12 protein-coding genes are annotated in these 12,902 nt (G+C 66.6%); 9 read left to right on the forward strand and 3 right to left on the reverse strand.

What is annotated here, in order from left to right; translation table 11 throughout:
* Positions 1 to 161: 161 nt before the first annotated feature.
* Complete coding sequence (locus ACYQR9_RS04325; RefSeq protein WP_461228811.1) at positions 162 to 947, reverse strand: cation transporter; 786 nt, start codon at positions 945 to 947, stop codon at positions 162 to 164.
* Between the two features lie 68 nt (positions 948 to 1,015).
* Here ACYQR9_RS04325 and ACYQR9_RS04330 point away from each other — a divergent pair, with 68 nt between their 5' ends.
* The gene (locus tag ACYQR9_RS04330; protein WP_461228812.1) at positions 1,016 to 1,471 is read left to right on the forward strand and encodes a MerR family transcriptional regulator; all 456 of its coding nucleotides are present in this window, start codon (positions 1,016 to 1,018) and stop codon (positions 1,469 to 1,471) included.
* Between the two features lie 73 nt (positions 1,472 to 1,544).
* Positions 1,545 to 1,940, forward strand: a complete 396-nt coding sequence (locus tag ACYQR9_RS04335; protein WP_461228813.1) for a hypothetical protein — start codon at positions 1,545 to 1,547, stop codon at positions 1,938 to 1,940.
* Between the two features lie 301 nt (positions 1,941 to 2,241).
* On the opposite strand, the gene ACYQR9_RS04340 is transcribed toward ACYQR9_RS04335, so the two are convergent.
* Positions 2,242 to 2,463 carry a hypothetical protein gene (locus tag ACYQR9_RS04340; RefSeq protein WP_018045985.1) on the reverse strand — a complete coding sequence of 74 codons (222 nt, stop codon included), beginning with the start codon at positions 2,461 to 2,463 and terminating at the stop codon, positions 2,242 to 2,244.
* A gap of 395 nt (positions 2,464 to 2,858) precedes the next feature.
* On the opposite strand from ACYQR9_RS04340, the gene ACYQR9_RS04345 reads away from it, so the two are divergent.
* The 7 genes from ACYQR9_RS04345 (at position 2,859) to ACYQR9_RS04375 (ending at position 10,300) form a co-directional block, all read left to right on the forward strand.
* A complete protein-coding gene (locus ACYQR9_RS04345; RefSeq protein WP_461228814.1) occupies positions 2,859 to 3,047 on the forward strand; it encodes a hypothetical protein in 189 nt (62 codons plus the stop codon).
* A gap of 788 nt (positions 3,048 to 3,835) precedes the next feature.
* Positions 3,836 to 4,858, forward strand: a complete 1,023-nt coding sequence (locus tag ACYQR9_RS04350; protein ID WP_348646085.1) for a sulfate ABC transporter substrate-binding protein — start codon at positions 3,836 to 3,838, stop codon at positions 4,856 to 4,858.
* A 322-nt stretch (positions 4,859 to 5,180) separates the two neighbouring features.
* Entirely contained in the window at positions 5,181 to 6,038 is an 858-nt protein-coding gene (cysT, locus tag ACYQR9_RS04355) for a sulfate ABC transporter permease subunit CysT (RefSeq protein WP_056423334.1), read from the forward strand.
* Complete coding sequence (gene cysW / locus ACYQR9_RS04360) at positions 6,031 to 6,945, forward strand: sulfate ABC transporter permease subunit CysW (RefSeq protein WP_461228815.1); 915 nt, start codon at positions 6,031 to 6,033, stop codon at positions 6,943 to 6,945. Before cysT ends, cysW begins: the two co-directional genes overlap by 8 nt.
* A gap of 4 nt (positions 6,946 to 6,949) precedes the next feature.
* The gene (locus ACYQR9_RS04365) at positions 6,950 to 7,996 is read left to right on the forward strand and encodes a sulfate/molybdate ABC transporter ATP-binding protein (RefSeq protein ID WP_056422852.1); all 1,047 of its coding nucleotides are present in this window, start codon (positions 6,950 to 6,952) and stop codon (positions 7,994 to 7,996) included.
* Positions 7,997 to 8,098: 102 nt separating this feature from the next.
* On the forward strand, positions 8,099 to 8,656 hold the full coding sequence (locus tag ACYQR9_RS04370) for a DUF4337 domain-containing protein (protein ID WP_207411111.1): 558 nt from the start codon (positions 8,099 to 8,101) through the stop codon (positions 8,654 to 8,656).
* Positions 8,657 to 8,953: 297 nt separating this feature from the next.
* Positions 8,954 to 10,300, forward strand: coding sequence for an L-serine ammonia-lyase (locus ACYQR9_RS04375; protein ID WP_461228816.1), 1,347 nt, complete (start codon positions 8,954 to 8,956; stop codon positions 10,298 to 10,300).
* A 220-nt stretch (positions 10,301 to 10,520) separates the two neighbouring features.
* Here ACYQR9_RS04375 and ACYQR9_RS04380 read toward each other — a convergent pair whose 3' ends face one another.
* Positions 10,521 to 12,848, reverse strand: coding sequence for a Tex family protein (locus ACYQR9_RS04380; protein ID WP_461228817.1), 2,328 nt, complete (start codon positions 12,846 to 12,848; stop codon positions 10,521 to 10,523).
* Positions 12,849 to 12,902 lie beyond the last annotated feature (54 nt).

Raw genomic sequence — 12,902 nt, forward strand, 5'->3', positions numbered from 1 at the left:
CGAAGATTTTCCGGATCAGCGACGTCATCCCGGGGCTGCGCAGCAGAGCCCGGGATCTAGAAACGCCGACAGCGCAAGGTCCTGTACCTTTGGTGGCTCTGGATTCCGGGCTCGCCTTCGGCGCCCCGGAATGACCACGTCATATTAAGGTGGTCCCCCCCTCACTCGGCCGCCAAGACCCGCGCCTCCCGGCCCCCCTCGCGATACTCGCCCCAGGCCTGTTTCAGGATCTGGACCGAAGAGGTGAGGAAGATGCCGGCCATGAGAGCGGCGACCGCAAGGTCCGGCCAGGCGGATGTGGTGCCCCAGACGGCGAGCGCCGCGCCCATCACCACGATGTTGCCGATGGCATCGTTGCGCGAGCACAGCCAGACGGAGCGGACATTGGCGTCGCCGTCCTTGTAGCGCATCAGCAGCAGCACCGAGGCGACGTTGGCGGCGAGCGCCAGCAGGCCGATCCCGCCCATCCATTCCGCGCTCGGCACGCCGAGAACGAGCGTCTGGTAGATCGTCGAGCCGAAGACCCAGACCGCCATCAGGCTGAGGCTCACCCCCTTGGCCAGAGCCGCCAACGAGCGGGTGCGAAGGCTCGCACCGATGACCGCGAGGCTGAGGCCGTAGGTGACGGTATCGGCCAGGAAGTCGAGGGCGTCGGCTTTCAGCGCCTGCGAACCCGCCGCCTGGCCGGCCGCCATCTCAGTGAGGAACATCGCGCCGTTGAGGGCGATGACGAACCACAGCACCCGTTTGTAGCGCGGATCCACCCCGTCGAAGACCGGAACGCCCCCGCCGCAACCGCAGGATTCCTCGTGCGGCGAGGCCTTCGGAGCCTGCGTCGCCACGGCGTGGTCGTGCGCGCCCGCCGTGTCATGGTCATGATCGTGGGAATGCACGTGCGTGTGGGTTTCAGGCTGCTTCAGGCTCGTGCCGCAGCAGGATTCGGCCATGGCTCTCTCCTCGTTTCGTCGTTAAACAGGAGCCTACAAGCTCTAGCGACTAGAGGATCAAGCGGAAAATGACGTTCTCGATCGGAATTTTGTCGCGCCGCGCCGGGGTGAAGGTACCGACGATCCGCTATTACGAGCAGGTCGGGCTGATGCCGTCGCCCCCGCGTACCGACGGGCAGCAGCGCCGTTATGGCGACGCCGAGGTGGCAAGGCTCAACTTCATCCGTCACGCGCGCGAACTCGGCTTCGAGGTGGATGCGATTCGCGAACTTCTCGCCATGAGCGCGCAACCGGAGGAATCCTGCGCCGAGGTGGACCGCTTGGCGCGACGGCACCTCGCGGAGGTGGAGCAGCGCATCACCCGGCTGATCGCCCTGCGTACGGAGCTGCAGCGCATGGTGACGGAATGCGGGCACGGGCGGGTGGGTGAGTGCCGGGTCATCCAGGTGCTGGCCGACCACGGTGAATGCGACCACGACCATGGCGGTGCGCGGCCGGGATCGACAGGGTTCGCCGAGGCGTAAACTTCGCCGCGTCAGGGGAGCCGAAGGGGACGGACACGGGTTGTCCCGTCACAGCCCCCCTTGAGGATACCCCATGATTCAGAAATCCCGTCCCCTCGCCGTGTTGCTGGCTGCCGGCTTCACCATCGGCCTCGCGGCGGGCACGGCCCTCGCCTCACCTTGTTCGGAAGAGATCGCGCGCCTTGAGACGCGGGTGAAGGACGAGGCGACGGGCGCCATCTCCGCCTCGACCTCGGGTAAGGCGGCGGCCGGCGCGCGCGAAGGCCAGGGAGAAACCGCGCAGGGAGGCAATGCCTCCACCCCGGCCGCTCCGCCGGAGAAATCCGCTGAGGCGGGAAAAGGCGCCGATGCCGCGATGCAGGCCAAGGTCGCCCTGGACGAGGCGCGCACTGCCGACGGCAAGGGCGACGCCCAGGCCTGCAACGCGGCGGTCGAGCGGGCCAAGAATCAGCTCGCCAAGGCTCCGTGAAGCGAAGGGCCGATGGGTCCGGTCGAGCTTTCGGGCATCGTCGCGGCGCACCGGCCGGGGGAGCCCGGCACGGTGCCTGCGGCCTGCACGTGGGCCGGATGGGTGATGGCCCAGCGGGTCGTGAAGGATGTCCTGGCAAATCGTGAAAAGAGAAGGTTTTTCTTTTTGAGGCCGTTTCGGACATCCGCCCCGACCAGCGTCGTCTTGGCGAAGACGTGGAGTGTGCGGCGCTCGGCCCATCCCCGTCTTTAGGCGGCGCAGGAGGGCCGCCGCCGACGTATCGAGGACCCCTGTGGGGGTGTTACGCAGCCGCGCTCAAGGCGTGTTTGTTGCCCTGAATGCCGGCACAAAGATCGTCGATCTCCGCAAGATCTAGACTTTCACCTGAGTGACTTGCAATTGCATCGATCAGGTGATCTTGCCGAGGATCGAAAGGATGGCCCTGAAGGCGATAGAATTGATAGTAACGCAGCGCCGCTAATACGGTGTCACGTTCTCGCACTGTGATGGTGATGGTCTGCATTCTTTGAAGATCTCCCCTTCATGCGATTTTTGCTCTCCGAACACTTGAATCCGACTCAGTGAGCGAGAGCGTTGTAACCCCGCTTCGGCGCAGCCGTCCACAGCTGGAAACCATTCGGTAACCCTGTTTGCGGATCGGCAGGGGGCTTGGCCGGACGCAACCCTTTGCACCCGCGCCGTTTCCTCCCAGAGGTATGGCTGGCGGATTTATTTCGCTTCGAAAAATGTAAAATGTCATTGACAGATAAGGGAAAACGGGGCGCTCGCCCTAGAAGCTTGGCCTTACAGACTTTTTACGGAAATGGATAAAATTGTTCTTAACCATTCCCTGGCAGCCTTCCGGTCAAGGCCGACCCAGTCCCTCCTTGGGAAGTCGGCATGAGCGGAGTTCCCCTCATGACCAAAATGCAGCCGGATGACGGGCAGGACGGTCGGACGCCGCGGGGCAGGCCGGTATCGCTCACGGCAAGCGTGCGACGCCATCTCGGTTTGAACCTGCGGGCCCATTACGCCGATTCGCTGATCGAACCGGTTGGCGAACGCATCGAATCCCTGCTGTTGAAGCTCGGTCGGCGGAAGGGGTGACCCGTTACAGGCGCGATCCGTCAGAGGGATGAGCGAGACGACACACAGCGTTCAGAATTGCGGTGCTATCGGTCGCGCCTACGTGCTGGACCTGCCCGGCCCGTCTTCCGCCAACCCGCGAAATCCCATCCCATGACCGTCCTCGTTCTCGTCGTCGCCGGAAACATCCTGCTCGCGACCCTGTTCTCCCTGGTCGCCCTCGCCTCCGACTGAGCCGTTCCTCGAAGGGACGCCTGCGCAGGCGCTGCTCCTTCCAGACCAAGCCTGTCCCGATCTCCTGATTCTCAGGCGTTCGGGAAGCCCTCCTGCCAGCATAACCGGCTGCGGGTTCCCGCATCCGGTTTTCCGTCGTGTCTGGCCGGAATGGCGCGCTATCGCTGCTCCATGACCGACCCCACCTATGAGACACTCCGCGCGTACGGACCCGGGAAACCGGGCTGGATGCTGCAATGCACCTTAGCGCGGGAAATGTTACGGAACGTTCGTTCTATAGAACTAACCGACCGAGGCTATATATTCTACTTTAGCGGATATAGATAGAACATATTTCTATAGCAAATGTTTTCCTCCTCACGCCTTCGCTTTCGTAAGGAGAATTGCCTATCTAGAACGAAAGAGGCACCCCTCGGTCAAGCTTGACATTGTTCTTTAAAACGAACGAAACCTAGCGCCACCGAGGCGTCGGGACGGCTTTGTCCCGCAGCCGCGATGTAGCCGGAGACGAACCTGTGAGCTCGAACCTATCCTCCACGCCGAATGCCCGCCGTCTGTCCAACCGCAGACGTGTCATTGCCCTGTGCGCCGGTTCGCTCGGCCTGGTCTCGGCAGGGTTCGGGTCCGCGCTGTTCGCCGCCGGCAGCGCCCAGGCGCAGACCGAACTCCTCAACGTCTCCTACGACCCGACGCGGGAACTCTATAAGGAGATCAACGCGGCCTTCATCGAGGAGTGGAAGGCGAAGACCGGCGAGACGGTCACCATCCGCGCGGCCCATGGCGGCTCCGGCTCGCAGGCCCGCACCGTCATCGACGGCATCCCGGCCGATGTGGTGACCCTCGGCATCCCCTCCGACATCGATGCGATCAGCCGCATCTCGAAGAAGATTCCTGCCGATTGGCGCACCAAGCTGCCCAATGAAGGCCTGCCCTACACCTCGACCGTGGTGTTCCTCGTGCGCAAGGGGAACCCGAAGGACGTGAAGGATTGGGGCGATCTCGTGAAGCCCGACGTGAAGGTGATCACCCCGAACCCGAAAACCTCGGCCGGCGGCCGCTGGAACTTCCTCGCGGCCTGGGGCTACGCCTACGAGAAGGAAGGCAAGAACGCCGACAAGGCCAACGCCTTCGTCGGCCAGCTCTACAAGCAGGTGCCGGTGCTCGATACCGGTGCGCGCGGCTCCACCGTGACCTTCGCCCAGCGCGGTCTCGGCGACGTGCTGCCGACCTGGGAAAACGAAGCCTATCTGGTGTTCGAAGAGTTCGGCCGCGACAAGTTCGACGTGATCGTTCCGCCTACCTCGATCTACGCCGAGCCGCCGGTCGCCCTCGTGGATGCCAATGTCGACAAGAAGGGCACCCGCAAGCAGGCCGAGGCCTATCTCCAGTTCCTCTATTCGGACGCGGCGCAGGCGATCTTCGCCAAGCATCATTACCGCCCAATCAAGCGTGAGGCCGCCAAGCCCGAGCATCTGGCGCAGCTGCCCGAACTGAAACTTTTCAAGATCGAGGATCTTCAGGGCAACTGGGACGATATCCAGAAGAAGAACTTCGACAATGGTGGGCTGTTCGACCAGCTGAGCAAGCCGGCGCCGTAGCGCGCCTCTCTCCGGCCGACGATAGGCACACATGTCGCGGTATGCGCGCTACCCTGCCCTCCTCCCCCTTGCGGGGAGGAGTAGGAGGTGGGGGTGGTTGTGCGACCCTGATGCTGCGGAGGCTGGCGGAGCCACCCCCACTCCTAGCCTCTCCCCACAAGGGGGGAGAGGGACGCGCTCTGCCTTGAAGAGCAGGTGTGTGAATCTAGCAGCCGTCACGGGGAGGGTGCCCAGGGAGCAGGGGGCGACCTCAGCCGGACACCGTGCCCGCTTCCCGACCCGCCGATGCGTGAGCGAGGCGATCCATTATCAGGACCACCCCATGGCAGAGCCCCCTCTGCGTCCGAGACGACGCTTCCGTCAGCCCAGTGTGATTCCCGGCTTCGGGATCACCTTCGGTTATACCCTGACCTGCCTCGGCATCATCGTGCTGCTGCCCCTGGCCGCTCTCGTCGCCCGCGCCTCCGGCCTCGGCCTGTCGGGAATCTGGGCGGTCGCCACCGATCCGCGCGTCGCCAGCGCCCTGCGCGTAAGCTTCGGGGTTTCGCTCCTCGCGGCGCTGACCGCCTCGGTCTTCGGCTTCCTCATCGCCTGGGTTCTCACCCGCTACCGGTTTCCCGGCCGCAAGATCGTGGACGCGGTAGTGGATCTGCCCTTCGCCCTGCCGACCGCCGTCGCCGGCATCGCCCTGGCCTCCCTCTATGCCCCCAACGGTCTCGTGGGCGAACAGCTCGCCAAGCTCGGGATCGAGGCCGCCTATACGCCGGTGGGCATCTACATCGCCATGGTCTTCATCGGCCTGCCCTTCGCCGTACGGACGGTGCAGCCCCTGATCGTCGAGATCGACAAGGAGATCGAGGAGGCATCGGCCACCCTCGGCGCCGGCCGCTGGCACACGCTGGTGAAGGTGGTGCTACCGCCCCTGATCCCGGCCGTGCTCACGGGCTTCGCCCTCGCCTTCGCCCGCGGCGTCGGTGAATACGGCTCGATCATCTTCATCGCCGGCAACCTTCCCTACGTCTCCGAGATCGCCCCGCTCCTCATCGTCATCAAGCTCTCGGAATTCGATTATGGGGGCGCCTGCGCCATCGCGACGATCATGCTCGGGATCTCGTTCCTGACCCTGCTCGCCATCAACCTGATCCAGGCCTGGAGCCGCAGGAGGTTCGGTTATGTCTAGCGCCGTTGTCGGAAACCCGGATGTCCGGGATCCCGATCTCCAGGCCGGAGGTCCGCCCGCCCGCGCACGGAGCGTGGTCACGGAAGGCCGTGTCGTCCGGGTGGTGTTGATTGGGATCGCGGTAGTCTTTCTCGCCCTGTTCCTGGTGCTGCCGTTGGTGACGGTGTTCATCCAGGCCTTCGCGAAAGGCTGGTCAGCCTATCTCGCCGCCTTCACGGAGGCGGATGCACGCTCGGCGATCCGCCTGACCCTGCTGACGGCGGCCATCGCCGTGCCGTTCAACCTCGTCTTCGGCATCATGGCCTCCTGGGCCATCGCCAAGTTCGAGTTCCGCGGCAAGAACCTGCTCGTGACCTTCATCGACCTGCCATTCTCGGTCTCGCCGGTGGTCTCGGGGCTGATCTACGTACTCGTCTTCGGCGCCCAGGGCCTTCTGGGTCCGTGGCTGATCGCGCACGACATCCAGGTGATCTTCGCCGTTCCCGGCATCGTGCTCGCCACGATCTTCGTCACCTTCCCCTTCGTCGCCCGCCAGCTGATCCCGTTGATGCAGGAACAGGGAACCGCCGAAGAGGAAGCGGCGCTGACCCTCGGCGCTTCGGGCTGGCACGCGTTCTGGACCGTGACGCTGCCCAACATCCGCTGGGGCCTGCTCTACAGCGTGCTCCTCTGCAACGCCCGGGCGATGGGCGAATTCGGCGCGGTGTCGGTGGTCTCAGGCCATATCCGCGGATTGACAAATACGCTGCCGCTCCACGTGGAGATCCTCTACAATGAGTACAACTTCGTTGCCTCTTTCGCCGTCGCTTCCCTCCTTGCCGGCCTCGCTCTTGTCACCCTCCTCGTCAAATCACTCCTCGAATGGCGCTTCAGTGCCGAGATCGCAGCGGGCGCACGGGGTCACTGACCCGGTGGGTTCGTCCACGGCGATCCGGGTCGAGAACCTGTCGAAGACCTTCGACACGGCGGCGGTGCTGCACGACCTCTCCCTCGACGTGCAGGCGGGCGAATTGCTGGCGTTGCTCGGCCCCTCGGGCTCAGGCAAGACCACGCTGCTGCGCATCATCGCCGGGCTCGATTTTCCCGATCGCGGCCGCATCATCTTCGGCGGCGACGATGCCACGCGGGTTCCGGTGCAGGAGCGGGCCGTCGGCTTCGTGTTCCAGCATTACGCCCTGTTCAAGCATATGAGCGTGGCCGAGAACATCGCCTATGGCCTCAACGCCCGGAAGCGTGCGGACAGGCCGGCCAAGGCCGAGATCAAACGCCGGGTCGGCGATCTCCTCGACCTCATCAAGCTCTCGGGCTTCGCCGACCGCTACCCGTCGCAGCTCTCCGGCGGCCAGCGCCAGCGCATCGCGCTCGCGCGCGCCCTGGCCGTGGAGCCCCGCGTGCTGCTGCTGGACGAGCCCTTCGGCGCCCTCGACGCCCAGGTGAGGAAGGACCTGCGCCGCTGGCTTCGCGAGATCCACGACCGCACCGGCCAGACCACGATCTTCGTGACCCATGACCAGGACGAGGCGCTGGAGCTCTCCGACCGCGTCGCCGTCCTGTCCAAGGGCCGACTCGAACAGATCGGCACCCCGGACGAGGTCCAGGAAAACCCGGTCTCCTCCACCGTGCTCAAGTTCCTTGGCGACACGATCGAAGTCGAAGCGATCGTTCAGGGGGGCGAGGTGCGGGTCAACGGCCGGCTGACCCCGGTCAAGGCCCCGGCCGGTCTCGTCGGCCCGGTCAAGCTCTATGCCCGACCGTGGCAGCTGCAATTCGCCGAGCCCGACCAGGCCCATCTCGAAGGCCATGTGCGTTCGTCATACCGCAGCCAGGGCCGCCAGCGGATCGAGGTGGACCGCCCCGAAGGCAAGACCGTCGTGGTGGAGGCCTCCGATACCCACCGCCTCGCCGCCGGCCGCCCGGTCGGGCTCAAGATCATCGCCGGCTACGTCTTCAAGGATTGAGGAGCCGGACGACGCAGGCCCAGAACCACCGAGGAAACGGTTGCGCTTCCTCGGCGGATCGGCTGTGACTCCCGCCGTCGAACACGAGAGGGAGCATCCGGCATGTCGGGTCACGGAGCCATCGAGGGCTCGAACAAGAAGGTCGCGCTGCTGATTTCGGTGCTGGCGCTGTTCCTGGCGCTGGCCGAGACCCTGGCCAAGGGGGCGCAGACCGAGGCGCTCAGCGCCAACGTCGAATCCTCCAACCAGTGGGCCTATTACCAGGCCCGCACCATCCGCGGCACCATCCTCAAGACTGCCGACGAAACCCTCGCCCTGATCCCTCCGGAGACGGCCAACGCACCGGCCATCGCCGCCAAACGGGCCGAATGGGCCAAGACCATGGCGCGCTGGGAATCGGACCCCGCCACCGGCGACGGGCGCAAGGAGCTGCAGGAGAAGGCGCGGGCCTCGCAGGAGCATCGCGACCTCGCGCTCCACCGCTACCACCATTACGAATTCGGCTCGGCCGCCTTCCAGATCGGGATCGTGCTCGCCTCGGCCCAGGTCATCACCGGCATCGCCGCACTGACGCTGGCGGGCGGGTTCCTGGGCGTCGCCGGCCTCGTGATGCTGGGCTTCGGCCTCTACGCGCCGCACTTTCTGCCGTTCTTCCACTGATACCAGACCTCGATGAGCCGGACTCATCGAGGTCTGCCCACGCGACGGCGCGGCGGCGGTCGTCCGCAGGACCTCAGCGGCCCTGGTCTTTGGGTCAGGTTCAGTGTGGCCTGATATGAGCCGGAGCATCGCCCCCGCCACGCGGCCCGTCGGAACAGAACGTGTCCGGCCCGGATTTCGCAGGTCGGACGGCGCACTTGCGAAGACGGGGCGCGATCTTCAGATCACGGTCTGTCTGATGAGCGATCGCACTGCCGCATGGTGGCGCGACGCTGCGGATGAGGCGGACCGGGACCGATGATCAGCGCTTTCGACCTGTTCAAGATCGGGATCGGCCCGTCGAGCTCGCATACGGTGGGGCCGATGGTGGCGGCCCTCGATTTCCGCGAGCGGACGCGGCGGCGTCCCGGCCTCGCGCGCATCCGCGCCGAGATCTTCGGCTCCCTCGCCTGGACCGGGCGCGGGCACGGGACCGATGTCGCCATTCTTCTCGGCCTGCTCGGCCATAGCCCCGCCGGGATCGACCCCGACCGGGTCGACGAATACGTGGCCGAAGCGAAGCGGACGGGCAGGCTCGGCCTCGGTGGACCGGCTTTCGCCCTCGAGACCGATCTCGTCTTCAACTTCACCGAGGTGCTACCGGTCCATACCAACGGCATGCGGTTCCGCGCCCTCGACGAGCATGGCGGCGTGCTCGACACGGTCACCTGCTATTCCATCGGCGGCGGCTTCGTGGTCGGCGAGGAAGCGGCGGCGGTGGGCGAGGCAATGACGTTTCCGCTGCCCTATGCCAGCGCCGCCGATCTGCTGGCGACATGCCTGCGCACCGGCTTTTCCATCGCCCAGGTCCAGCGCGCCAACGAGGGCGCGAGCCGCAGCCGCGAGACCATCGACGAGGGGCTGGACGCGATTCGCGACGCGATGTTCGCCTGTATCGACCGGGGTCTGCGCCAGACCGGCGAACTGCCCGGCGGCCTCAAGGTGCGGCGGCGGGCCAAGAAGCTGTTCGAGGATCTGGAGGCCAACCGCCACATCAACGCCCGGCCGGCCCACGAGATCGTGGACTGGATCAGCCTGTTCGCCCTCGCGGTGAACGAGGAGAACGCTGCCGGCGGGCGGGTGGTGACAGCCCCCACCAACGGCGCCGCCGGGATCGTCCCAGCTGTGTTGCGCTACGCCCGCGATTTCTGCCCCGGCTGGTCGGACGAGCGCGGCCGCGAATTCCTGCTGGTGGCGGCAGCCATTGGCGGTCTCATCAAGAGCCGCGCCTCGATTTCCGGCGCCGAGGTCGGCTGCCAGGGGGAGGTCGGCTCGGCGGCGGCCATGGCGGCGGCGGGCCTCGCCGCGCTGCTGGGCGGCTCGACCCTGCAGATCGAGAACGCCGCCGAGATCGCCATGGAGCATCATCTCGGCATGACTTGTGACCCGATCGGCGGCCTCGTCCAGATCCCCTGTATCGAGCGCAACGCCTTCGGGGCCAACAAGGCGGTGGTGGCCGCCTCCCTGGCACTACGCGGTGACGGCATCCATCGGGTCAGCCTGGACGAGGTCATCGAGACCATGCGCCAGACCGGCAACGACATGCAGGCGAAGTACAAGGAGACCTCGCTCGGCGGTCTCGCGGTGAACGTGGCGGCGTGCTGAGGGAGGGTGCATCCCCTCGCCCCGCTTGCGGGGAGAGGGCCGCGACGACCTCGTCGTCGGCGCGGCGAGGCGGCAGCCGAGGGTGAGGGGGCGCGTCCGAAGGAGCCTCATCCGAAGAGTCCCCCTCACCCTCGCTTCGGCTTTGCCTCCGCTCATCGCGAACACGGCAAGGTGTCCGCGATCCTCTCCCCGCGCACGGGGAGAGGGGGAATGCGCACCGTCAGCGGCGTCCCCGGTCCTTGCCCTCAGCCGCCCGGCGCAGGGCCTCGGCGAACGCGCCGTCCGGGGCCGGGCCGCGTGGCGCCGGATTTGGCGCAGGTCTCTGCGGGGGACGTGAGGAGCGTTCCTCCGGCCGCCCGCCGCGCGGCGCACCCGCTTCCTCCGAGCGCATGCTGAGCGCGATGCGCTTGCGGTTGGCATCCACCTCGACGACGCGCACCTGCACCACGTCGCCGGGCTTCACCACCTCGCGCGGATCCTTCACGAACCGGTCGGCCAGGACCGAGATGTGGACGAGACCGTCCTGGTGGACCCCGATATCGACGAAGGCGCCGAAGGCGGCGACATTGGTGACGACGCCTTCGAGGCGCATGCCGGGTCGGAGGTCCGAAATCTTCTCGACGCCCTCCTGGAAGGTCGCGGTCTTGAAGGCCGGTCGCGGATCGCGGCCGGGCTTTTCCAATTCCGACAGAATGTCGGTGACCGTGGGCAGGCCGAAGGTCTCGTCGGTGAAGCGCTTCGGGTCGAGGCTCTTCAGGACGGGACCGTTGCCGATGACGGCCTGGATGGGCTGTCCGGCGGCGGCGAGGATGCGGCGCACCACCGGATAGGCTTCCGGATGCACGCCCGACGCATCGAGGGGATCGTCGCCATCGCGGATGCGCAGGAAGCCGGCGGCGAGCTCATAGGCCTTGGGCCCGAGGCCGGCCACCTTCTTGAGGCTTGCGCGGGTGCGGAACGGGCCCTTCTCGTCCCGCGTCGTCACGATGTTGGCCGCCACCCGCTCGGAGAGACCGGAGACGCGGGCGAGCAGGGGCGCGGAGGCGATGTTCACGTCGACGCCGACGCCGTTCACGCAATCCTCCACCACCGCATCGAGGGCCTTGGAGAGCTGGCCCTCGCCGAGATCGTGCTGATACTGACCGACGCCGATGGCCTTCGGCTCGATCTTCACCAGTTCGGCGAGCGGATCCTGCAAGCGCCGCGCAATGGAGACAGCCCCACGCAGGGTCACGTCGAGGCCCGGCAATTCGGCGCTGGCATAGGCGGAGGCCGAATAGACCGAGGCGCCGGCCTCCGACACCATCACCTTGGTGAGCTTCAACTCCGGCTGTTTGGCGATGAGTTCGGCGGCGAGCTTGTCGGTCTCGCGCGAGGCGGTGCCGTTGCCGATGGCGATGAGTTCGACCTTATGGGCGCGGCAGAGCTTGGCCAGCGCGACGAGCGCGCCGTTCCAGTCGCGGCGGGGCTCGTGCGGGTAGATCACGTCGGTGGCCGCGACCTTGCCGGTGGCATCCACCACCGCGACCTTCACCCCGGTCCGGAACCCCGGATCGAGGCCGAGAGTCGGCCGGGCACCGGCGGGGGCGGCAAGCAGCAGGTCGCGAAGGTTTCCGGCAAAGACGCCCACGGCCCCGGTCTCGGCCACCTGTTTCAGGCGTCCGCGCAGATCGGTGTCGAGGGCGGGTTTCAGCTTGGTGCGCCAGGTCCGGCGCACGGTCTCCATCAGGAATCGGTCCCCCGGCCGGCCATGATCGCCGATGCGGAAGGCGCGGGCGATGCGCAGTTCCTGCCAGGTGGGCACGCCCTTCTCGGCCACGTCGCCGGGGGCGTCGGTGATGTCGAGGTCGAGGATGTCCTCCTTCTCGCCCCGGTACAGGGCCAGGATGCGGTGCGAGGGCAGGCGCGTGAGCGGTTCGGAGAAGTCGAAATAGTCGGCGAACTTCTCGCCGGCCGCTTCCTTGCCCTTCTTGACGGTGGAGGTCATCCGGCCGCGCTGCCAGACCGTGTCGCGCAAGGCGCCCACCAGTTCCGGGTCTTCGCCGAATCGCTCGATCAGGATGGTGCGGGCGCCCTCCAGCGCGGCCTCGACATCGGCGATGCCCTTGCCCGCATCGACGAAGGCGGCGGCAGCCTGTTCCGGCGCGCGTTCGGGATGGGCGAGCAAGGCCTCCGCCAGGGGGCCGAGCCCGGCCTCGCGGGCGGCTTGCGCCTTGGTGCGGCGCTTCACCTTGAACGGCAGGTAGAGGTCTTCGAGCCGTGCCTTTGTGTCGGCACCGAGGATGCGCGCCTTCAAGGCCGGGTCGAGCTTCCCCTGGCCGTCGATGCTCTCGAGGATGGCGGCGCGGCGCGCCTCCAGGTCGCGCAGATAGGCGAGGCGCTCCTCCAGATCGCGGAGCTGGGAATCGTCGAGGCCGCCGGTGACCTCCTTGCGGTAGCGCGCGATGAACGGCACCGTCGACCCGCCATCGAGGAGTTCGACGGCAGCAACGACCTGCCGCTCGGCGACCTTGAGCTCCGCCGCGATGGTTGCAGTGATGGCCGCCATGGAATCCTCGCGCGCGTGAAGGGGCCGCGGTGTCTACAGGCCGGGCCGGAGAGC

It is taken from the genome of Methylobacterium sp. CM6241 (assembly GCF_054817845.1).